Here is a 22,657-nt window from a genome sequence, read left to right on the forward strand (position 1 = left end):
CGGTTGCTGTTCAGTCACGGTCGGCTCCGGCAATTTTTTCCTGCCACTGCTGGGCATTCTTGAGGATCACGGCTTCGTTGAGGGTGGTGAGTTTGCGGTTGTCCATCAGGCAGCGCCCACCCACCCAGGTATGCGTCACCTGGTCGCGGCTGGCGGCATAAATCAATTGCGCCACCGGATCATAGACCGGTTGGGTCTCCAGACGGTTCAAATCCACCGCTACCATATCCGCCTGTTTGCCAATTTCCAGTGAACCGATCTGGTCGTCCCGACCCAGGGCGCGGGCCCCGTTCAGGGTGGCCATCTGCAGTATGTCGGCGGCGGGCAGGGCATCGGCCTGGAGGCTGACGCCCTTGCCCAGAAAGGCGGCCATGCGGGCCTCGCCGATCATGTCCAGATCGTTGTTGCTGGCGGCACCGTCGGTGCCCAGGGCCACGTTGACCCCGGCCTTGCGCAGTGTTTCCACCGGTGCAAAGCCGCTGGCCAGCTTCAGATTGGATTCCGGGCAGTGCACGACCTGGGTGCCGGTTTCGGCCACCAGCGCAATTTCGTCCTCGGTGAGCTGGGTCATGTGCACCGCCAGCAGACGCGGCGACAGCAGGCCCAGGTTTTTCAGGCGAGTGAGTGGCCGCTCACCGGTGTTGCCCACCGCCATCTGGATCTCTCCGGCGGTTTCGTGCACGTGCATCATCATCGGCACGTCCAGTTCCTCGGCCAGGGTCAGCACCTTCTGTAGCGGGCCATCGGACACGGTATAGGGCGCATGGGGGCCAAAGCCGATCTGGATGCGCGGATCGTGGCGCCACTCGTCCATGGCATCGGTGGCCAGGCGCAGGTAATCCTCCGGGCCGGCGCCCATGGGGGTGGGGAAATCCAGGATCGGGCAGAACAGGCTGGCGCGCAGGCCGGCTTCCACGGTGGCGCGGGCGGCGCTGGCCGGGAAGAAGTACTGGTCGGCAAAGCAGGTGGTGCCGGAGCGAATCATCTCCGCCGCCGCCAGCCGGGTGCCATCGAACACAAATTGCTCGCTGACAAACTGGCCTTCCGCTGGCCAGATGTGCTTTTCCAGCCAGGTCATCAGCGGCAGGTCATCGGCAATCCCGCGCAGCAGGTTCATGGCTGCGTGGGTATGGGCATTGATCAGGCCGGGAATCAGCAGGTGGCTGTCCAGCCGGGTGACCGTATCGGCCTGCCATTTTTCGTCGGCCAGGGCGCCGGGCAGCAGGTCGACAATCTGGCCATCACGGACGACCAGGGCATGGTTTTCCAGTACCTCGGCACTGGGCGCGTTGTCCTGCGCGACCGGGGCAATCCAGCGGGCGTGGACGATCAGGTCAGCCTGATTGTCGCTCATGCATAACTCCTTGATATCTTGGCGGGCTTTTCAGCGGCCTGCTAGAGGGGCTTGCCCTCAAATTGAGGCCGCAGTATAGCGTGTCAGTGGCGCTCTTGCCGCCACGATAACAATGGCGGCGGACTATGGCGCCGAAGCCGCCCGGTTGTGCTATCATCCGGGGCTTTTCCGGGCTTCGTGCCAGGAGCAGGAATGTACGCCCGGTCCGCCGCTGTCGGCAGCGAGCGGGCTGTCATAAGAACAGACTGCACAGGGTGCCATCGGCACGCTGTGAAAACGGCCCTGATCAGGGGCCGGCTTGGGAAAGCCGCAGGGGCTTTCCCGATACTTGTGGAAAGTAAGGATCGCTATGACGGATCTCGCCAGAGAAGTTACCCCGGTCAACATCGAAGACGAACTCAAACAGTCGTACCTGGATTACGCCATGAGCGTGATCGTTGGGCGGGCGTTGCCGGATGTGCGCGACGGCCTCAAGCCGGTGCATCGCCGCGTACTGTTCGCCATGCACGAGCTGAACAACGACTGGAACAAGGCCTATAAGAAGTCCGCCCGTGTGGTCGGTGACGTTATCGGTAAGTACCACCCCCATGGTGACTCCGCCGTTTACGACACCATCGTGCGGATGGCGCAGCCGTTTTCCCTGCGCTACATGCTGGTGGATGGTCAGGGTAACTTCGGTTCCATCGACGGGGATTCCGCAGCCGCCATGCGTTACACCGAAGTGCGCATGGCCAAGATCGCCCACGAGCTGCTGGCCGATCTGGACAAGGAAACCGTGGATTTCGTCGACAACTACGACGGCACGGAAAAGATTCCCGATGTGATGCCCACCCGGGTGCCCAACCTGCTGGTGAATGGCTCCTCCGGTATCGCCGTGGGTATGGCCACCAATATTCCGCCGCATAACCTGGGCGAAGTGGTAGACGGCTGTCTGGCGCTGATCGACGACGACAGCCTGACGCCGGACGACCTGATGGAATACATCAAGGGCCCGGATTTCCCCACCGCCGGCATCATTAACGGTCGCGCCGGGATCGTGCAGGCCTACCGTACCGGCCGTGGCCGCGTGTACATGCGTGCCCGTGCCGAGATTGAGCCGACCGACAAAAGTGGCAAAGAAGCCATTATCGTCCACGAGATTCCCTACCAGGTGAACAAGGCGCGGTTGATCGAGAAGATCGCCGAGCTGGTGAAAGACAAGAAGATTGAAGGTATCACCGAGCTGCGCGATGAGTCCGACAAAGAGGGCATGCGTATCGTGATCGAGCTGCGTCGCGGCGAGAACGCCGAGGTGGTGCTCAATAATCTCTACCAGCAGACCCAGATGGAGTCGGTGTTCGGTATCAATACCGTGGCACTGGTGGATGGTCAGCCCAAGACCCTCAACCTGCGTGAGTTGCTGGATGCCTTTATTCGTCACCGCCGTGAAGTGGTGACTCGCCGTACCGTGTTTGAACTGCGCAAGGCCCGCGAAAAGGCCCACTTGCTAGAAGGTCTGGCGGTGGCGCTGAGCAATATCGATCCGGTGATTGCGCTGATCAAGGCGTCCCCCAGCGGCGCGGAAGCCAAGGAAAAACTTCTGGGCAAAGGCTGGACCCCCGGCGATGTACTGCAAATGCTGGAGCGCGCCGGTGGTGAAAACGCGGCTCGCCCGGATGGCCTCGATGAGCAGTTCGGTCTGCGTGATGGCCTTTATTACCTGAGCCCGGAACAGGCCCAGGCCATTCTGGATCTGCGTCTGCAGAAGCTGACCGGTCTGGAACGGGAAAAACTGATCAACGATTACCAGGAACTGCTGGAGCAGATTGCCGAACTGCTGAAGATTCTGGGTAACCCCGAACGTCTGATGGAAGTGATCCGTGATGAACTGAAGGCGGTCCGTGAGGAATATGCCGACGAGCGCCGTTCCGAAATCGTCACCTCCCGTCTCGACCTGAGCATGGAAGACCTGATCGCCGAAGAAACCGTGGTAGTGACCCTGTCCAACGGTGGTTACGCCAAGATGCAGCCCATTGATACCTACCGGGCGCAGAAGCGTGGTGGCCGTGGCAAGTCTGCCGGCCAGCTCAAAGACGAGGATTACGTGGAGCACCTGCTTGTGGCAGGCACCCACGACACCCTGTTGCTGTTCACGGATGCCGGCAAGGTCTTCTGGCTGCGTACCTTCGAGCTGCCGCAAGGTGGCCGGGCGTCCCGTGGCAAGCCCATCGTCAATCTGCTGCCGGCACTGGGCAATGACGAGCGCATTACCGCCATCCTCCGTCTCGATGCGGAAATGGTACGTCAGCAGAAAGCCGCTGGCGTGGAAGCAGAAGTGGACGAAGACGACGTTATCGATGCTATCGATGCTATCGATGCGGACGAGGTGGTCGAGGACGCAGTTGAAGATGGCGATGAGGCCGAAGTGGTGGCCGACGCCATTCCCGGTCCCTTTATCTTCATGGCGACCTCCAGTGGTATCGTCAAGCGTACCGCCCTGGCCAACTTCGCCCGTCCACGCAGCTCCGGCCTGATTGCCGTGAAACTGCAGGAAGGCGAGCATCTGGTCAATGTGGCGATTACCCACGGCGACGAAGATGTGATGCTGGTGGCCCGTAACGGCAAGGCCGTGCGTTTCCATCAATCCAAGGTGCGTGTCATGAGCCGTCTGGCCCGTGGTGTGCGCGGCATCAAACTGGCTGATGGCGTGGACGTGATTTCCCTGATCGTGCCGGAAGCAGAGGGTCAGATCCTGACTGCCTCCGAAAACGGCTACGGTAAGCGTACCCCGCTCACCGACTACCCGACCAAGGGGCGTGGCGGCCAGGGCGTGATCGCCATGGTGGTCAACGAGCGTAACGGTGAGCTGGTCGGCGCTGCTCAGGTGTTTGGTGAAGAGGACATCATGCTGATCTCCAACCAGGGCACTCTGGTGCGCACCGGCGTCAATCAGGTCAGCACGTCCAGCCGTAACACCCAGGGCGTGCGTCTGATTCGTCTGGGCGACGGCGAGAAGCTGTGTGGCCTGGCCACCATCCCCGAGCTGGAAGGTGATGACGAAGACATCGAAGAAGGCGAAGTGCTGGAAGAAGGGGATGTTACCTCTGAAGCACCGGAGTCTGACGCCTCCGACGACGCCGAGGAATAACCTGTAGGAGCACCTCTTGAGGTGCGAACCTTGTCCAATCGTGGGTGGTTCGCACCTCGAGAGGTGCTCCTACGGTGTTTTCTAAATGATTCGACGAATTACCCGAGCCCGGTGTTACCGGGCTTCTTTGATTCACCGGTTTGCTACTTTCAATCTAGTCACGGAGAAAATGCATGTCCCGCGCCTATAACTTCTGCGCAGGTCCGGCGGCGTTGCCGACGGATGTTCTGGAGCAGGCCCGTCAGGAAATGCTGGATTACCAGGGCATGGGCCTGTCCATCATGGAAATGAGCCATCGGGACAAGGTGTTCGTGGAAATTGCCGAAAAGGCCGAGCAAGACCTGCGCAGCCTGATGGGGATCAGCGACGACTACGCCGTGCTGTTCCTGCAGGGCGGTGCCTCCTCGCAATTCGCCATGGTGCCCATGAATCTGCTGGGCGAGGGCGAAACGGCGGATTACATCAATACCGGGCAATGGTCCAAGAAGGCGATCAAGGAAGCCGGTCGCTACGGCAACATCAACGTGGCCGCCAGCAGTGAAGACACCAATTTCACCACCGTACCGCCACAGGACAGCTGGCAGCTGTCGGCCAATCCGGCCTACGTGCATTACTGCCCCAATGAAACCATCGGTGGCCTGGAATACAGCTTTGTGCCGGACGTGGGGGATAGCCCCCTGGTGGCAGACATGAGCTCTACCATCCTCTCGCGCCCCATTGATGTGAACCGCTTCGGGGTTATCTATGCCGGTGCCCAGAAGAATATCGGCCCTGCCGGCCTGACCCTGGTGATTATTCGCAAGGACCTGCTCGGCAAGGCCGGCGCCCACGTGCCGGCCATGCTCAATTACCAGACCCACGCGGACAATGGCAGCATGTACAACACGCCGCCCACCTTTTCCTGGTACCTGGCCGGGCTGGTGTTTCAGTGGCTGAAGAAGCAGGGCGGGGTGGCGAACATGGCAGAAACCAACCAGCGCAAGGCCGAAAAGCTGTATGGTTTTATTGATAACAGCGGCTTCTACAGCAACCCGGTGGAGAAAATCAGCCGTAGCTGGATGAATGTGCCCTTTGTGCTGGCCGATGCCAACCTGGATAAACAGTTCCTCAGCGAAGCCGACCAGGCCGGCCTGTTGAACCTGAAGGGCCACCGCAGCGTGGGTGGCATGCGTGCCAGCATCTACAATGCGGTACCGGAAGCCGCAGTAGATGCGCTGATCGCCTTTATGGCGGACTTCGAAAAACGCAACGGCTGAGCGGGGACCGCCATGACCGAATCACTGGACAATTTGCGTAACCAGATCGACGAGCTGGACCAGCGGCTGCAGGATCTGCTCAACGAGCGCGCCACCCTGGCCCACAAGGTGGCCGAGGTGAAGACCGCCACCGACCCCAACCCGGTGTTTTATCGCCCGGAACGGGAAGCCCAGGTGTTGCGCCGGGTCAAAGAGCGCAACCAGGGGCCGCTGGATGGCGAAACCATGGCGCGGTTTTTCCGCGAGATCATGAGCGCCTGCCTGGCCCTGGAGCAGCGCATGAAAGTGGCGTTCCTGGGCCCGGAAGGCACCTTTACCCAGCAGGCCGCCCTCAAACACTTTGGCCATGCGGTGGAAAGCGTGCCGCTTGCCGCCATTGATGAAGTATTCCGGGAAGTGGAAGCCGGGGCTGCCCACTACGGCGTGGTGCCGGTGGAGAACTCCACCGAAGGGGTGGTCAACCACACCCTGGATACCTTCATGACCTCCAGCCTGAAAATCTGTGGCGAGGTGGAGCTGCGTATTCACCATCATCTGCTGGCCGGCGAGCACACCCGTCGCGACAAGGTCACCCGGGTTTATTCCCACCAGCAGACCCTGGCTCAATGCCGCCAGTGGCTGGATGCCCACATGCCCGGGGTTGAGCGCATAGCGGTCAGTTCCAACGGGGAAGCCGCTCGTCGCCTTAAGGACGAATGGAATGCCCTGGCCATTGCCGGGGAAATGGCGGAAGAGCTGTATGGGCTGGAAGCGGTGCAACGCAATATCGAAGACCGCCCGGACAACACCACCCGCTTCATCATCATCGGCCGGCAGGACACGCCGCCGTCCGGCAACGACAAGACCAGCCTGATGATCAGCGGCAAGAACCGCCCGGGCCTGCTCTATGAAGTGCTGGCGCCGTTCCGCGATGAAGGCATTAACCTGACCCGCCTTGAATCCCGGCCCTCGCGGACGTCCAATTGGAGTTATGTGTTCTTCGTGGACTGCGAAGGCCACAAGGAAGATGGCAAGCTGCAGCCGGTGCTGGACAAGCTGGAAGCGGCTGGCAATACCATCAAGCTGCTGGGCTCGTACCCGAAAGCGGTGTTGTGACACAGGGTTGGACAATGCTCTATCGGCTGGCGATAAGCTGTGGGAGCGGTCGTTCGACCGGGAAATTTCACCACAGGCCGGAAATCGCGGTCGAACGACCGCTCCCACAGTTCAAGGAGTCATCATGACTTGCGACTACATCGAACTCGCCAACAGTGGCGTTCAGCAGCTCAAGCCCTATGAGCCGGGCAAGCCTATCGAGGAGCTGGAGCGGGAACTGGGCCTCACCGATATCGTCAAGCTGGCTAGCAATGAGAATCCCTTGGGCGCCAGCCACAAGGCCCTGCATGCGCTCAAGCATCTGCATGAGCTGCACCTGTACCCGGATGGCGCCGGTTTTTCCCTGAAGGCAGCGCTGGCAGAAAAGCTGGGTGTGCAAACCAATCAGCTGACCCTGGGTAACGGCTCCAACGATGTGCTGGACCTGATCGCCCGTGCCTACCTGCAGCCCGGCGATGAAGCGATTTTCTCCGAGTACGCCTTTGCGGTGTATCCACTGGTGACCCTGGCCTGCAATGCCAGGCCGGTGGCGGTGCCGTCCAATCTCTATGGCCACGATCTGGCGGCCATGGCCGAGGCGGTCACCGAGCGCACCCGGGTGATTTTCGTGGCCAACCCGAACAACCCCACCGGCACCTGGTTCAACGCCCATGCCCTGGATGAGTTCCTGTCGCGGATCCCGGAGCGGGTGATCGTGGTGCTGGACGAGGCCTATTTCGAATACGTGGAAGAAAGCCACTACCCGAACGGCATCGAACGCCTGCAAAAATACCCGAATCTGGTGGTAACGCGCACCTTCTCCAAGATTCATGGTCTGGCCGGCCTGCGTATCGGCTATGGCGTCTGCAACCCGCAAATTGCTGATGTGCTGAACCGGGTACGCCAGCCGTTCAACGTCAACACCCCGGCCATGGTGGCCGCCGAAGCGGCGCTGTCCGATGACGATCACATCGAGAATTCCCGCGGCGAAAACACCAGTGGCCTGGTGCAGATCGCCGAAGGCCTGCAGAAGCTGCACCTGGAACAGATCCCCTCGGTAGCCAACTTCATTGCTTTCGACTGTGGCCGTGAGGCACAGCCGGTCTACGAAGGCCTGCTGCGCGAAGGTGTGATCGTGCGCCCTCTGGGTGGCTACGGCATGCCTAACCACCTGCGCGTCACCGTGGGTACCAGCCGCGAGAACGAGCGTTTCCTGGCCGCCCTCAAGCATGTATTGAAGGAAATGGCGGATGGGTAACGCCCAAACCTTGGAAATGCCCGCTATAGGGGCACCTCTTGAGGTGCGAATCGTACTTGGCACGGCTTGTTGCAAGCAGGTTCGCGCCTCGAGAGGCGCTCCTACAACAAAATTGGGGTGTTGCCATGTCTGAACCCCTTTTCAACCGCATTGCCGTTATCGGCCTGGGCCTGATCGGCGGCTCCTTTGCTGCGGCTGCTCGCAAGCACGGGCTGGCCGCGTCAATCGTGGCCGGCTCCCGCTCGGCGCGCACCCTGGAGCAGGGTATCGCCCTGGGCGTGGTCGACGAAGGCAGCCAGGATCTGGCTGAAGCGGTCAAGGGCGCCGATCTGGTCTTTGTCTCCACCCCCGTTTCGGCCATGGGCAAGGTGTTGAGTGCGCTGAAGCCGGGCCTGTCCCGCACGGCAATCATCACTGACGGCGGCAGCGTCAAAGGCAATGTGATCACCGCGGCCCGTGTCTCCCTGGGCGAGCATTATTCCCGCTTCGTGCCCGGCCATCCCATTGCCGGCAAGGAAAAGAGCGGCGTTGGGGCTGCTGATGCGGACCTGTACCAGGATCACCGGGTCATCCTGACGCCCAACGAGGCCACAGATCCGGCTGCCACCGCCCGGGTGCGCGCGATCTGGACCGCCATGGGCGCGGAAGTGTTGCAGATGGCGCCGGATTACCACGATCAGGTACTGGCGGAAACCAGCCATCTGCCCCATCTGCTGGCCTTTTCGCTGGTGGATACTCTGGCCCGGCAGGGCGACTCCACGGAGATCTTCCGCTATGCTGCCGGCGGTTTTCGCGACTTCACCCGTATCGCCAGCTCCGATCCGGTGATGTGGCATGACATTTTCCGCGAGAACAAGGCCGCGCTGCTGCAGTCCCTGGACCTGTTCAGCGACGGTATCGCGCGCTTCCGCCAGGCGGTGAGTGACGATGATTCCGATGCCCTGATGGGCATCATGACCCGGGCCAATACGGCCCGGGCCCATTTTATGGCCATGAACGGGCGCACGTCCTATACCCGCGCCCACCATTCAGGTGACGACACAACCATGACAGACAGCAGCAACAGCAACCCCACCTTTGTGGTGACCCCGGGTGGCCGACTCACCGGCCGGGTACGGGTACCCGGCGACAAATCCATGTCCCACCGTTCCATCATGCTCGGCTCCCTGGCCGAAGGCGTGACCCAGGTAGAAGGCTTCCTGGAAGGCGAGGACGCTCTGGCAACGCTGCAGGCATTCCGCGATATGGGGGTGGTCATCGAAGGCCCCCACAATGGTCAGGTGACCATTCACGGTGTCGGCCTGCATGGCCTCAAGGCCCCGGGGAAGCCGCTTTATATGGGCAACTCCGGCACCTCCATGCGTCTGCTCACCGGCTTGCTGGCCGGCCAGGCCTTCGATGTGGAGCTCACCGGTGATGCGTCCCTGTCCAAGCGTCCCATGGAGCGGGTGGCCAGCCCCCTGCGCGACATGGGTGCCCAGATTTCCACCGGTAACGAAGGTCGCCCGCCGGTGCGCATCCGCGGTGGTCAGCCGCTCAAGGGCATTCATTACGATCTGCCCATGGCCTCTGCCCAGGTGAAGTCCGCCGTGCTGCTGGGCGGCCTGTACGCTGAAGGCGACACCTCGGTGACCGAGCCGGCCCCGACCCGCGATCATACCGAACGGATGCTGGGTGGCTTTGGCTACGACGTGCGCCGTGAGGGTGCCACCAGTGCGCTGAGCGGCGGCGGTACACTTACCGCCTGCAAGTTGGAAGTGCCGGCGGATATCTCCTCGGCGGCCTTCTTCCTGGTTGGTGCCTCCATCGCCGCCGACAGCGAGCTGACCCTGCCCCACGTGGGCATTAACCCCACCCGTACCGGCGTCATCGACATCCTCAAGCTGATGGGGGCGGATATTCGCCTGGAAAATCAGCGCGATGCCGGTGGTGAGCCGGTGGCGGACCTGGTGGTGAAAGCGGCGCCCCTGAAAGGCATCGAGATTCCCCAGGCGCTGGTGCCCCTGGCCATTGACGAATTCCCGGCCATCTTCATTGCGGCTGCCTGCGCCGAAGGCGACACCGTGTTGCGCGGCGCCGAAGAGCTGCGGGTGAAGGAATCCGACCGTATCCAGGTGATGGCGGACGGTCTGGCCGCGCTTGGCGTGGATCATGAAGTGTTCGAGGACGGCATCCGCATCAGCGGCGGCACCTTCGGCGGCGGCGAGATCCAGTCCCACGGTGACCACCGTATCGCCATGAGCTTCGCCATGGCGTCCCTGCGAGCCACTGGCCCGATTACCATTAATGACTGCGCCAATGTGGCCACCAGCTTCCCGGGCTTTGCCCAGCTGGCCGCCCATGCGGGCTTGAACCTGGAGGTGAAATGACTGCTCCGTCCACCGCGGTATTGACTATCGACGGACCGGTTTCCTCCGGTAAGGGCACCGTTGCCCGATTGGTGGCAATCCGTCTCGGCTGGCACCTGCTGGATTCCGGTGCCCTGTATCGGGTTCTGGGTTATCACGCGAGAAATCAGGGGCTTGCTCTGGATGATGAGCCCGCCCTGGTGGAACTGGCGAAAACCTTGCCGGTAAGATTTATTGAGCGGGAGGGCGAAACCGCGGTGATTCTGGATGGTGAGGATGTGTCCAACATCATCCGCCAGGAAAGCGTTGGTGAACTGGCCAGCCAGGTGGCCGTGCTGCAGCCGGTACGTGATGCGCTATTGGCCCGCCAGCGGGTGTTCGCCGAGGCCCCGGGCCTGGTGGCGGATGGCCGCGATATGGGTACCGTGGTGTTTACCTCTGCCCCCCTCAAGATTTACCTCACCGCCAGCGCTGAAGAGCGCGCCAGACGGCGCTTTGAGCAGTTGAAGGAAAAGGGCTTTGATGCTACCCTCGCGACCCTCGTCGAGGACATCCGCACCCGGGATGACCGTGACATGAACCGTGAGGTGGCGCCATTGCGCCCGGCAGACGATGCCGTGGTAATCGAATCCACCACCCTGACGGTTGATGAAGTGGTTAACCGGATCCTTGAAGAGGCTGCCGCACGCCAACTGGTGTGAAGGTAGCACACGTTGTTGAAACCCTTCGATAGTGCACTGTCGAGGGGTGATTCTGTGTCAAGCGGCCGATCTGCTCAACCCTGAAAAAGTAAGCCAGCTGGGGAAGGGCGGGTCTCATTTTTTTACTAACCCATGTCTGCTGGTTGGCATGTGCGAAAACACTGAGTGAATTTCATGACCGAATCTTTTGCTGATCTCTTTGAAGAAAGCCTTAAGGACCTGGACGTTGCCCGTGGTTCTATCATCAAGGGTACTGTTGTATCCATCGATAGCGACTGGGTAACCGTTAACGCAGGCCTGAAATCCGAAGGCATTATTGCCCGTGAAGAATTCCTTAGCGAGGCAGGCGAACTTGAAATCGCCGAAGGCGACGAAGTAGATGTAGCCGTAGATGCCATCGACGATGGCATGGGCTTCACCCGCCTGTCCCGTGAAAAAGCCAAGCGCGCCGAAGTCTGGGGCGAGCTGGAAAAAGCTTTCGACGAAGACGAGATCGTAAAAGGTATGATTTCCGGCAAGGTGAAGGGTGGCTTCACTGTCGATATCGGCCCGATCCGCGCGTTCCTGCCCGGTTCCCTGGTTGATATCCGTCCGGTTCGCGATGTCGCGCACCTGGAAGGCAAAGAGCTGGACTTCAAGGTCATCAAGCTGGATCCCAAGCGCAACAACGTTGTGGTTTCCCGTCGCGCAGTGATGGAAGCCGAGCACTCCCAGGAGCGTGAAGCACTGCTGGAAACCCTCCAGGAAGGCATGGAAGTCAAAGGTATCGTGAAGAACCTGACCGACTACGGTGCGTTTGTGGACCTGGGTGGCATCGACGGCCTGCTGCACATCACCGACATGGCCTGGAAGCGTATCAAGCATCCGAGCGAGATCGTCGAAGTGGGTCAGGAAATCGACGTCAAGGTACTCAAGTTCGACCGCGAGAAGATGCGTGTTTCCCTGGGTCTGAAGCAGCTGGGCGAAGATCCGTGGCACGACATCGTGGGCAAGTACCCGGAAGGCACCCGCGTCAAGGCGAAGGTGACCAACCTGACCGATTACGGCTGCTTTGCCGAAATCGAAGAAGGTGTAGAGGGTCTGGTTCACGTATCCGAAATGGATTGGACCAACAAGAACATCCACCCGTCCAAGGTTGTAGAGATCGGCGACGAAGTGGAAGTGATGATCCTGGACATCGATCAGGACCGTCGTCGTATTTCCCTGGGTATCAAGCAGTGCCAGTCCAACCCGTGGGATGCCTTCGAAGAGAAATACCAGAAAGGCGAGCGCATTTCCGGCAAGATCAAGTCCATCACTGACTTCGGTATCTTCATCGGTCTGGAAGGCGGCATCGACGGTCTGGTGCACCTGTCCGACATTTCCTGGGAAGAGCAGGGCGAAGATGCCGTGCGTAACTTCAACAAGGGCGATGAGCTGGAAACCGTGGTTCTGTCCATCGACGCAGAGCGCGAAAGAATTTCCTTGGGTATCAAGCAGTTGACAGACGATCCGTTTGCTCAGTATGTTGCTGCTAATGACAAGGGCGCAATCGTTAAGGGCGTAATCAAGTCGGTAGACGCGAAAGCGGCCATCGTGGAGCTGGCAGAGAACGTGGAAGGCACCCTGCGTGCCAGCGAAATCAGCCGCGACCGCGTTAACGATGCGACCGAAGTGCTCAACGTCGGTGACGAAGTGGAAGCGAAAATCACCAACGTTGATCGCAAGAACCGTGTTCTGAGCTTGTCCATCAAGTCCAAGGACCAGGCCGACGAGCGTGAAGCCATTGACGGACTGTCTGAACAGCAGGATGCCAATGCGCCGAAGACCATCGGTGATCTGATCAAGAAACAGATGGAAAGCAGCAACGAGTCATAATACGGCTCCTCCCGGGGACCGGCATCGTGCCGGTCCCACTGGGCTGGGAGCCCAGGGAGAAAGCTGTAATGGCGTTAACCAAGTCGGAATTGATTGAGCGGATTGCCGATCGGCAAAACCAATTGTCGCCCAAGGATGTGGAGCTGGCAGTCAAAACGCTTATCGAACAGATGGCCGATTCCCTGGCCGGCGGAGGTCGTATCGAAATACGCGGCTTCGGCAGTTTTTCCCTCCATTTTCGTGCGCCCCGTGTGGGACGCAACCCCAAGACCGGTGCCAGCGTCGAGCTGCACGGCAAATATGTTCCCCACTTCAAACCCGGTAAAGAGCTGCGCGAGCGCGTTAACGATTCACTGCATGAAGAAAGTGGTGAAGGTGTTGATAATGGCGCAAGCGGCAATCAGGCTGCCGTTAACTAAACCCCGTTTGTTGTTACCGCCCGGCACAGACCTGGCCAGTAAAGAGGGAACCTTACGATGCGAAACCTGTACCGGATTCTGGTAATTCTGGCTGTACTGGCCGTCTTTCTTTTCGCTTTCCTGTTTGTCACCAGTAACCGTGATCTGGTGACGCTGGATATGCTGTTTTATCAATGGCACTGGGACGTGTCCCTGGGCGTGCTGGTGATCGGTGTACTGGCTATTGGCCTGTTTCTTGGCTTGCTGGCCGGTATCGGGCTGCGCGGCCTGAAGAGCCTGTTTTCATGAGTGAATCGTTCTGGCTGCTGCCGTTCTTTTTTGTTGCCATCGCCGCCGGGTTTTTCCTCGGCAAGCGTGAAAGTAAACGTCGGCAGCGTCGGCGCATGGCCTCCCTGTCCAAGGACTATGTGGCCGGCATCAACTTCTTCCTCAATGAAGAGCCGGACAAGGGCATTGAAGCCCTGCTCAAGAGTCTGGACGTGAGCGAAGAGGGTCTCGATACCCATCTTGCCCTGGGCAAGCTGTTCCGCAAGCGCGGCGAGTTTGATCGCGCTGCCCAGCTGCATACCCATCTGCTGGAACACGGCGACTATGGCCGCCCGGTGCAGGAAGAAATTCAGCTGGAACTGGCCCAGGATTACCTGGCCAGCGGCATCTTCGATCTGGCCGAGCAGGTCCTGCTGGAAATGCTGGACCAGGATTGCCAGGCCAAGGATGAAGTCTGCCAGCAGCTGATGGGTCTGTACGAGCAGGAACGCGACTGGGTCAACGCCATCAGCATGGGCGAGCGGTTGATCAAGAACCGCCCGGCGCTGGGGCCGGTACTGGCCCAGTATTGCTGCGAACAGGCAGAAAACCTGTGCCGCGACGGCGACATCAATCCGGCTCGCCGCATGCTGAGACGGGCGCTGTCATTCGATGAGAAGTGTGTCCGCGCCAGCTTTGCCGAAGGCGAGCTGGAAATGGGCGAGCAGAACTGGGACGCTGCCATCCAGGCCCTTCAGCGCATCTGGGTGCAGGACAGCGACTTCTTCGATGAAGCGCTCGACAAGCTGCGCACCAGCTACCAGCAGCAGGAGAAAGACGAGGAATTTATCCAGATGCTGGCGGACTACAGTGCCGAGAAACCCAGCACTAGCCGTATCCTGCTGCTCGCCGAAACGCTCAAGGAGCGCTACGGCGACAAGGAAGCCGCGGACTTCATTGCTGAATACATGAAAGCCAACCCCTCGGTACGTGGCCTCAACCGGATCATCGACATGAGCCTGGCCGGCAGCGCCGAAGGAGAGGCCCGCGAGCACCTGGGTGTGCTCAAGCAACTGTCGGAGCAACTGCTCAACGACAAGAGCCTCTACAAATGCCGCCGCTGCGGTTTCGAAACCCCCTTGATGCAATGGCGCTGCCCAAGCTGCAAGCGCTGGGGCTCCATCAAGCCGGTGGTCAAGGAAGTTTAGCCGCCTCCTCCTTGTAGGAGCCATGCTCGCATGGCGAAGGCTCGCGCCAGTTCGCCATGCAAGCATAGCTCCTACAGTTATTCTTTCAGGCTGGCTTGCGGCACCGGTTGAACAGCTACCTCGCAACTCATACCATACCCGCCACCAATCCCCCGAGGACGCTCCCATGCCTATCTCCAGCCCTGTTATCGTCGCCCTGGACTATCCCGATGCCGCCCGGGCGCTGGCCATGGCCGATCAGCTGGACCCGGCCAGGGTGCGCGTTAAAGTCGGCAAGGAAATCTTCACCCGCAGTGGCCCGGCCATTGTCGAAGGCCTGCACAAGAAAGGCTTCGAGCTGTTCCTGGATCTGAAATTCCACGACATTCCCAACACCGTGGCCGGCGCCGTGTCCGCCGCGGCGGATATGGGGGTGTGGATGGTCAATGTGCACGCCAGCGGTGGTCAGCGCATGATGGAAGCCGCTGCCAATGCCATCGCCAACCACGCCAGTCGCCCCCACCTGATTGCAGTGACCGTGCTGACCAGCATGGAAGCGGCAGATCTGGAGCAGGTCGGGGTCACAGACGAGCCCCGGGTGCAGGTGCAGCGCCTTGCCGAGCTGGCCAAGCGCTCTGGCATGGATGGGGTGGTGTGCTCCGCCCAGGAGGCGAGCATGCTCAAGGCGGCTTGCGGTCAGCAATTCGAGCTGGTTACTCCGGGTATCCGCCCTGCAGGCGCTGATGCCGGAGACCAACGTCGCGTGTTGACGCCGGTGCAGGCACGGGATGCGGGTGTGGACTATATGGTGATCGGCCGTCCGATTACCCAGGCTGCGGAACCTACAGCGGTAGTGGACGAGATACTACAAAGTCTTGCCTGAGCCACTTACGCAATCTGTCACGCTCGACTGATAACGTCTCCTCGCTCGGCTTTCTATGGTGTGGTCTCCAACTGATAAAAATGGAGATCAACATGAAAGCATTGAAAGCGGTTGTGATGTCCCTGCTGCTGGCATTGAGCCTGCCGGCTCTGGCCGTGGAAGTGGACGCGGTCAAGGATGCAGCCAACACCCAAGTTGAAAACCGTATCGACCTGAACACGGCAGACGTTACCCAGCTGCAGGAACTCAAGGGTGTGGGGCCGAAAACGGCGCAAGCCATCGTGAAGTGGCGTGACAGCCAGGGGCCCTTTACCAATGTGGATCAACTGTTGGCCATCAAGGGCATCGGTGAAAAGACCCTGGCCAAGATGCGCGACAGCCTGGTCGTGCAGTAAGGCTTCTCCGCTTGCGCTTTGCTTGCAAAGCGAAGAGGTCGAAAATATCTTCGCTTCGTGAAGAAGCCTTCAAGCTGTTTTAAAGCACCACAAAAAAGGCCTCCATCGGAGGCCTTTTGCGTTGTGTCTCTTGTTGCTTTTCTCACTCTTCCGAATGACTTTCCTCTTCTTCCGCCTGGCTCAGGTCATCGGCCCGGTCTGCTTCAGGGTCCGGCGCCGGTGAGTCGTGGGCGGGACTGCCCTCGGATGGCTGAGTTTTCTGTTCTTTTTCCCGGGTGGCTTTTTCTGCCTTTGCTTCCACTTCCTCGGTGGTTTTTTCCTCGCCGATACGGAAGGCGGCAAAGCCGGCGTGGACCACCTGGTTCACCGCCATTCCCAGAACCCGGCCGTTATAAGGGGCAATAATGGCACTGCCGGTATTGCTGATCGGGTCGGTGACGGTGCCGAGCACCTGGCCCTTCTTCACTTTCTGGTTCAGCTCTACCTCGGCAAGCAGAATGCCGCCCTGGGTGGCACGAATCCATTCCGACTCATAGAACACCGGTTGCGGCGCACTCCAGAAACGGCTGGCCTTACGCATACCCAGGTTTTCCAGCAGGGTGTCGATGGCCTGTACGCCGTAGCTGACGGCCTCGGTTTCCAGCCGGTTGGGGCCGCCGGCTTCCATGGTCACCGCGACAATGTCTTTTTTCACCGCCGCGTCGCGCAGCATGCCGGTGACACCGGGGCTGTGCAGTACGGTCATGCCGCCGAAGTGCTTGGCAAAGGCGACCACATCCGGGTTGTCCAGGTCGGCGCGAAGTTGCGGCTGGTTGACCCGTTTCTGGGAGCCGGTGTGCAAATCCACCAGGTAATCACAGTGGCGCACGATATTACTGAACAGGGAGTGAGCCACGCGACTGGCGGCACTGCCTTTCTTGTTGCCGGGGAAGTAGCGGTTCAGATCCCGGCGGTCACTCAGGTAGCGTGAGCCATTGCGAAAGCCATCCAGATTGACGATGGGCACGCCGATCACGGTGCCGGCCAGCTGGTCCGGTTCCAGCTCGTACATGAGCCGGCGCACCATCTCGATGCCGTTCAGTTCATCGCCATGAATGGCCGCAGTGAGACACAGCCGTGGCCCGGGCTTGTCGCCATGGGCGACCAGCACGGGCACCGGGGTGGCGATGGAGGCGAACGATTGATCCGGGGTCCAGTGCAGGGTGGCAAAGCTGCCCGGTTCCACTTGCCGTCCCAGCAGGGGCAAGGGCAGTGGAGCCGGTTGGGCCGGGTCATCCGCTACGGCGCTGTCGGCCTTGTCCGTGTCCGTATTGCCGTCACCGGCAGTGGCCTGGCCATCGCTTTCCTGCTGGCGTTCCACGGCCCGTTCCTCGTCTTCCACTTCATTGGCCCAGCCTGGCGTTGCCGCCAGGCCGAACAGGACAAACATTGCCGTGATAGCGAATGAGGACCATGTTTTATACACAAAAACTCCTTGATTCAGCCAAGCTGATCCAGCTCGTCCCAGCGAGCGAAGGTGGTTTCCAGTTCCGCCTGTAGCTCGGTTTGTTGCTGTTGGGCGGCGCTGATCTCGGCCGGATCACCCTTGAAGAAAGCCGGGTCCGACATACGAGCCTGCACCGCTTCCAGTGCCGCTTCCAGTTGCTCGATCCGTTCCGGTAATTGCTCCAGCTCCCGCTGATCCTTGTAGGACAGTTTTTTGGCTTTGGGTGCCGTCGGGGCAGGTTCGAGCACTGGCTTGGCGGATTTGACGGTTTTTCCCTTCACAGGTTCCGGACGCTGCCGCAACCAGTCCTGATAACCGCCCACATAGCTGTTGAGCTCGCCGTTTTCGAACACCAGGGTCGAGGTCACCACATTGTCGATGAACTCCCGGTCGTGGCTGACCAAAAGCAGGGTGCCCTGGTAGTTCATCAGCTGCTCTTCCAGCAGCTCCAGGGTTTCCGCGTCCAGGTCGTTGGTGGGCTCATCCAGGACCAGCAGGTTGAAGGGGTTGGTGAACAGCTTGGCCAGCAGTAGCCGGTTACGCTCGCCGCCAGACAGGGACTTCACCGGCTGGCGCACCCGGCTCGGGTCGAACAGGAAATCCTGCAAATAGCCGATCACATGCTTGTTCTGGCCGTTGATGGTGACCACATCGGAGCCTTCGGCCACGTTGTCGATCACGCTCTTTTCCTCGTTGAGGGTATCGCGCAGTTGATCGAAATAGGCCACCTGTAGCTGGGTGCCCAGCTTCACGTTGCCGCTATCCGGTGCCAGCCGACCCAGCAGCAGGCGAATCACGGTGGATTTACCGCAGCCATTGGGGCCAAGGATACCGACCCGGTCGCCGCGCAGCAGATTGACCGAGAAATCCTCCACAATGGTCTTGCCGTCCACGGTGTAATTCAGGTGCTCGGCTTCCACCACCACCTTGCCCGAGTTGTCGCCGCTCTGGATGGTCAGGCTGGCGGTGCCGGTGCGGTTGCGGCGCTGGGCGAATTCATCACGCATGGCCTTGAGCGCACGTACCCGGCCTTCGTTACGGGTACGGCGGGCCTTGATGCCCTGGCGAATCCACTTTTCTTCCTGGCTGAGTTTCTTGTCGAACTCGGCGTTGGCACGTTCCTCGGCGTCGAGCGCCGCCTGCTTGCCGCTCAGATACTTCTCATAGCTGCCCGGCCAGCTGGTCAGCTTGCCCCGGTCCAGCTCGATGATGCGAGTGGCCAGCGAACGGATAAAGGCCCGGTCGTGGGAAATGAACACCAGGGTGGCGCCGTAGCTCTTGAGAAATTCTTCCAGCCACTGGATGGAATCCATGTCCAGGTGGTTGGTAGGCTCGTCCAGCAGCAGGATATCCGGCTCCTGTACCAGCGCCCGGGCCAGCAACACCCGGCGCTTCATCCCCCCGGAGAGGCCGGCAAAGGCCTGATCGCCATCCAGTTTCAGTTTGGACAGCACCGTGTCCACGCGCTGGGATAGCTGCCAGGCACCACAGGCTTCGATTTCACTACTCAATTGTTCAAACCGGGCCAGCATCTTGTCGTCAGCATCGCCAAGGTGGTGGACCAGCTCGGCGTGCTCGCTGAGCAGGGCACCGTGCTCGCCCAGCCCTTCGGCCACCATGAAGTGGACGCTGTGGTCCTGGTCGTCCGGCACTTCCTGCTCCAGGCGGGCCACGGTCAGCCCCTGGGTCTTCTCGATCTGGCCGTCATCCGCATGGATCTCTTCGGCAATCACCTTCATCAGGGTGGATTTGCCGGCGCCATTACGACCAATCAAACAAAGCCGCTCCCCCGGGTCGATGGACAGGGTGACGTGATCCAGCAGCGGCTGCTGCCCATAACTGAGCTGAATGTCGCGGAGGGTAATGAGAGGCATACTTTATGGATAACCAAATATGTGAATAATGGGGCGGAGCAGTTTCAAGCTACAAGCTGCAAGCTACAACGCGGGTCAGGCAGGCAGAATACTGTGAGCTCTCCGACCGCGATTATCGCAGGGTGGTCGCGGGCTCAATGCTGTTCCGTAACCCCATTGCTTGATCGCGTTGCAGCTTGCGGCTTGTAGCTTGCAGCTATGTTTCTTGAACGCGCAGTGTAGCAGCTTGTTACGGGCGTGTAGTGGTGTCTGAACGGATCATCGGGCAGCCTTGGCCCAGAAGGAGAACAACAGATGACAGACTTTTTGCGGGAACGTTACGAAGAGGTGGATCTGACCCCGGGCCAGGGCAAGATCACCGCCACCGTGTCCATTGGATTGGGGGTTCTGGCGCTGATGGGTAGTTTCTGTTTCCTCTACCCGGAGCTGCTAACCACCCCGGAATTCCGTGCCTTCTACAACGCCGAGGTGCTACGCATTGCCCTGTTCATCGGCATCGGTATCGGCTTTGTCTGTGGCTTTTTCAGTGTGCTGCGTCATCAGGAAAAGCGCTACGGCATCATCGGCATGGTGCTGGCCTGCATGGCCGCGCTGATCGGCTCCGGGCGGCTGGATGTGCCGCCGGTGGAAGGTCGCAGCCTCTATGCCGGGCTCGACTATTTCATCCTTACCCTGTTGGTACTGGCGCTGGTGTTTATCCCCCTGGAACGGGCCTTCCCCAAAGACCCGGACCAGAAAACCCTGCGCGGGGGCTGGGTCACGGATATCAAATACTTCCTGTTCAGCCATGTGGGCCTGCAGCTGATCAGCTTCTTCACCATCATTCCCATCCAGGTGGTGCTCCACGACAAGGTGGACATCGGCTTCCAACAGGCCATCGCCAGCCAGCCCCTGTGGTTGCAGTTCATTGAGATCCTCATCGTCATCGATCTGGGCAGCTACTGGATTCATCGGGCCTTCCACGAAGTGCCATGGCTGTGGAAATTCCATGCCGTGCATCATTCCACTACCCAGATGGACTGGCTGGCCTCCTCACGCCTGCATGTGGTGGAAATCATCGCCAACCGCTTTATCGGCTACCTGCCCATCTTCATTCTGGGCTTTTCGCCGTCGGCGGTGTACGCCTACCTGGTGTTCGTGTCCTTCCACGCCATCTTTATCCACGCCAATGTGCGCTTCCGCTTTCCGGGCATCCGCTGGCTCATCGCCACCCCGGAATTCCACCACTGGCATCACTCCTCGGAAGACCAGGCCGTGGACAAAAATTACGCCGCGTTTCTGCCCATCTACGATAAACTGTTCGGCACCCTGATCATGCCCAACCGGCTGGCTGCCGAGTACGGCACTCGGGCCAGCACCAAGGTGCCGGAAGGCGTGGTCGACCAGTTCCTGTTCCCGTTCCGTCGGGATCACCGCCAGGAATAACATTTTCCTGTAGGAGCTATGCTTGCATGGCGAACTCCGGCTTCGGGATCGCCATGCAAGCATAGCTCCTACAAAATATCGTCAACGAATATGCCAACCGGAACGCTGTAAATGGATGACCTGATCGACCTGCTGCGCGAACGCCACCAAGGCGCACTGGTAGCCCTGGAGCTGCCGGACGAAGACCGCCTGGTGGAGATCGAAGAACAGCTGCTCATTTCCCTGCCGGGGGAGTACAAGGAATTCCTGCTCACCACCGGCGACATTATTTGCGGCAGCCTGGAACCGGCCACCGTCACCGACGACTACGCCCACAACTTCCTCCCCGAGCTGGCCGCCCAGGCCTGGAGCCAGGGCATGCCCCGTTCGCTGATTCCTGTCTGCCAGGCCGAAGAAGGCGTTTACGCCATCGGCCAGGACGGCCAGATCGTCTTCTGGGTACCGGGGGAGGGCGTCAACGAGGACGAGGATTGGAGTTCTATCTGGCAGTGGGCACGTGAGGTGTGGCTGGAAAGCTGATTAAGAGCAGTTAATAGTTAACAGTGAATAGTTAATAGCGAAAACCGCGGCATGACCTCTGACGGAGCCGCTGTAGGAGCGCCTCTTGAGGCGCGAATGACGCTTTGGACGAAGCCGCTGTAGGAGCGGCCCTGTAGAACCGTTCCTCCTACATCCCCGCCAAATCCAGCTCATTCTGAATCAACACCACACACTGCGACGCGAACAGCATCCGCGGCCCCAGGCTGATCTTCTCCGCCCCCAGGCGCTTCAGGCTGTTGAAGGTCTTCTTTGGCATGGGGATATGGTCGGTGAGCAGAAAGCAGGGGTTCTCCCCGAAATCCACCTCACGAATGCTGTCCCCCTTCTTGTCCATCACATACAGCTGATGATCCTCCGCCAGATCCTTCACCAGCCGCTCAAAACTCAGCGTCCGCACCCGGATGCCCGGTTCCACGGCCCGTTCCTGCTCCTTGCCCAGCCCCTGTGACACATCCAGCGCGTTGGCCACCTTGGCCAGCAACGCTTTCTCATGGAAGCCGCCAATATTCTGCATCTCCGCCCCGGTGAAGCTGATGGTGCGGGAGTAATCCTGGGTGCTTTCCAGCACCAGATGCACCACCACATCATCCCGGTGAGACTGGGCCACAAACAGGCTGTTCATCAGCGTATGGGCGAGAATTTCCGTATGGGCATCACCACCCACATTGGCCAGCAGAGCTTGGCTGTCGGTGGGGGCGGCGCGGGCGCGGAGGACGAAAGTACGCATATTACTCCTGGCTAAGATGACGCAGCCGACGATTGTAACCCCCTCTTTGGCGCTTTGCTCGCAAAGCGAAGGCCTGGGGTGCGCCATAGGTGATGAGGGAAGGGAAGTAGTGACTTGTCGTAACGCCTCCTGTCGAGGCGTTAGACGATATTGCCCTCCTTTTTTCACCCGCGCGCAAGTTGAATATGTAGGATATGGCTTACATATTTTTGTAAGTGGCTGAGATAAAGTGATTTTTCAGATTTTTGGCTGCAAGAAAAGTCCGGGTAAAAAATTCCCGTTCAACACGCAAATGCAAGAAAAGTCAGCTGAGAATGGTTCCTGAGTCGCGGTTAAAAGACTGATTGCCTTGGCTTTTCGGGTAGATTCAGAGAAAGCTGGAGACGGGGATATATTGCAAAGTGATATATCGCATCTGCAATTGAATACGCTGTTAAGTGGCTTTGTGATCGAAGTTAATGCTCTAAAGGTAATATTGAGGCTGTTTGGGAAAGTATAAA

Annotated in this window: 18 protein-coding genes; 14 read left to right on the plus strand and 4 right to left on the minus strand. The window is 59.8% G+C overall.

Annotation, left to right across the window (positions count from 1 at the left end; all coding sequences use genetic code 11):
• Positions 1 to 10: 10 nt before the first annotated feature.
• Entirely contained in the window at positions 11 to 1,354 is a 1,344-nt protein-coding gene (locus ACMG4N_RS08225; RefSeq protein WP_414433275.1) for a TRZ/ATZ family hydrolase, read from the minus strand.
• Positions 1,355 to 1,703: 349 nt separating this feature from the next.
• Here ACMG4N_RS08225 and gyrA point away from each other — a divergent pair, with 349 nt between their 5' ends.
• The 12 genes from gyrA to ACMG4N_RS08285 all read left to right on the plus strand — a co-directional run bounded on the left by gyrA (position 1,704) and on the right by ACMG4N_RS08285 (position 16,105).
• On the plus strand, positions 1,704 to 4,481 hold the full coding sequence (gene gyrA / locus ACMG4N_RS08230; protein ID WP_414433276.1) for a DNA gyrase subunit A: 2,778 nt from the start codon (positions 1,704 to 1,706) through the stop codon (positions 4,479 to 4,481).
• A 173-nt stretch (positions 4,482 to 4,654) separates the two neighbouring features.
• Positions 4,655 to 5,737 (plus strand): 3-phosphoserine/phosphohydroxythreonine transaminase, encoded by a 1,083-nt coding sequence (serC, locus tag ACMG4N_RS08235; protein WP_277672736.1) that lies wholly within the window; start codon positions 4,655 to 4,657, stop codon positions 5,735 to 5,737.
• Between the two features lie 12 nt (positions 5,738 to 5,749).
• Positions 5,750 to 6,832: a prephenate dehydratase gene (gene pheA, locus ACMG4N_RS08240; RefSeq protein ID WP_277672737.1), complete on the plus strand. Its 1,083-nt coding sequence runs from the start codon at positions 5,750 to 5,752 to the stop codon at positions 6,830 to 6,832.
• A 124-nt stretch (positions 6,833 to 6,956) separates the two neighbouring features.
• Entirely contained in the window at positions 6,957 to 8,069 is a 1,113-nt protein-coding gene (hisC, locus tag ACMG4N_RS08245; RefSeq protein WP_414430113.1) for a histidinol-phosphate transaminase, read from the plus strand.
• Between the two features lie 125 nt (positions 8,070 to 8,194).
• A complete protein-coding gene (locus tag ACMG4N_RS08250) occupies positions 8,195 to 10,438 on the plus strand; it encodes a bifunctional prephenate dehydrogenase/3-phosphoshikimate 1-carboxyvinyltransferase (RefSeq protein WP_414433277.1) in 2,244 nt (747 codons plus the stop codon).
• Complete coding sequence (cmk, locus tag ACMG4N_RS08255) at positions 10,435 to 11,118, plus strand: (d)CMP kinase (RefSeq protein WP_297766416.1); 684 nt, start codon at positions 10,435 to 10,437, stop codon at positions 11,116 to 11,118. The genes ACMG4N_RS08250 and cmk overlap by 4 nt, the downstream gene beginning before the upstream one ends.
• Positions 11,119 to 11,292: 174 nt before the next feature.
• Positions 11,293 to 12,975 carry a 30S ribosomal protein S1 gene (rpsA, locus tag ACMG4N_RS08260; RefSeq protein ID WP_297766419.1) on the plus strand — a complete coding sequence of 561 codons (1,683 nt, stop codon included), beginning with the start codon at positions 11,293 to 11,295 and terminating at the stop codon, positions 12,973 to 12,975.
• Positions 12,976 to 13,043: 68 nt separating this feature from the next.
• The gene (gene ihfB / locus ACMG4N_RS08265; RefSeq protein ID WP_290511045.1) at positions 13,044 to 13,394 is read left to right on the plus strand and encodes an integration host factor subunit beta; all 351 of its coding nucleotides are present in this window, start codon (positions 13,044 to 13,046) and stop codon (positions 13,392 to 13,394) included.
• Between the two features lie 57 nt (positions 13,395 to 13,451).
• On the plus strand, positions 13,452 to 13,682 hold the full coding sequence (locus ACMG4N_RS08270; RefSeq protein WP_297766424.1) for a lipopolysaccharide assembly protein LapA domain-containing protein: 231 nt from the start codon (positions 13,452 to 13,454) through the stop codon (positions 13,680 to 13,682).
• Positions 13,679 to 14,848 carry a lipopolysaccharide assembly protein LapB gene (gene lapB, locus ACMG4N_RS08275; RefSeq protein ID WP_414433278.1) on the plus strand — a complete coding sequence of 390 codons (1,170 nt, stop codon included), beginning with the start codon at positions 13,679 to 13,681 and terminating at the stop codon, positions 14,846 to 14,848. The genes ACMG4N_RS08270 and lapB overlap by 4 nt, the downstream gene beginning before the upstream one ends.
• A gap of 166 nt (positions 14,849 to 15,014) precedes the next feature.
• Positions 15,015 to 15,710 carry an orotidine-5'-phosphate decarboxylase gene (gene pyrF / locus ACMG4N_RS08280; protein WP_335627951.1) on the plus strand — a complete coding sequence of 232 codons (696 nt, stop codon included), beginning with the start codon at positions 15,015 to 15,017 and terminating at the stop codon, positions 15,708 to 15,710.
• A gap of 92 nt (positions 15,711 to 15,802) precedes the next feature.
• Positions 15,803 to 16,105, plus strand: a complete 303-nt coding sequence (locus ACMG4N_RS08285) for a ComEA family DNA-binding protein (protein WP_414433279.1) — start codon at positions 15,803 to 15,805, stop codon at positions 16,103 to 16,105.
• A gap of 142 nt (positions 16,106 to 16,247) precedes the next feature.
• On the opposite strand, the gene ACMG4N_RS08290 is transcribed toward ACMG4N_RS08285, so the two are convergent.
• Entirely contained in the window at positions 16,248 to 17,570 is a 1,323-nt protein-coding gene (locus ACMG4N_RS08290) for a succinylglutamate desuccinylase/aspartoacylase family protein (protein WP_414433280.1), read from the minus strand.
• A 14-nt stretch (positions 17,571 to 17,584) separates the two neighbouring features.
• Complete coding sequence (locus tag ACMG4N_RS08295) at positions 17,585 to 19,465, minus strand: ATP-binding cassette domain-containing protein (RefSeq protein ID WP_414433281.1); 1,881 nt, start codon at positions 19,463 to 19,465, stop codon at positions 17,585 to 17,587.
• Between the two features lie 294 nt (positions 19,466 to 19,759).
• Here ACMG4N_RS08295 and ACMG4N_RS08300 point away from each other — a divergent pair, with 294 nt between their 5' ends.
• Complete coding sequence (locus ACMG4N_RS08300) at positions 19,760 to 20,890, plus strand: sterol desaturase family protein (RefSeq protein WP_297766439.1); 1,131 nt, start codon at positions 19,760 to 19,762, stop codon at positions 20,888 to 20,890.
• A gap of 111 nt (positions 20,891 to 21,001) precedes the next feature.
• Positions 21,002 to 21,409, plus strand: coding sequence for an SMI1/KNR4 family protein (locus ACMG4N_RS08305; RefSeq protein ID WP_035246574.1), 408 nt, complete (start codon positions 21,002 to 21,004; stop codon positions 21,407 to 21,409).
• A gap of 148 nt (positions 21,410 to 21,557) precedes the next feature.
• Here the strand turns inward: ACMG4N_RS08305 and trmY are convergent, their stop codons facing one another.
• Complete coding sequence (gene trmY / locus ACMG4N_RS08310; protein ID WP_272962256.1) at positions 21,558 to 22,157, minus strand: tRNA (pseudouridine(54)-N(1))-methyltransferase TrmY; 600 nt, start codon at positions 22,155 to 22,157, stop codon at positions 21,558 to 21,560.
• Between the last annotated feature and the right edge of the window lie 500 nt (positions 22,158 to 22,657).

This window comes from Alcanivorax sp. IL2, from assembly GCF_047495475.1.
In the GTDB taxonomy this organism is placed as follows: domain Bacteria; phylum Pseudomonadota; class Gammaproteobacteria; order Pseudomonadales; family Alcanivoracaceae; genus Alcanivorax.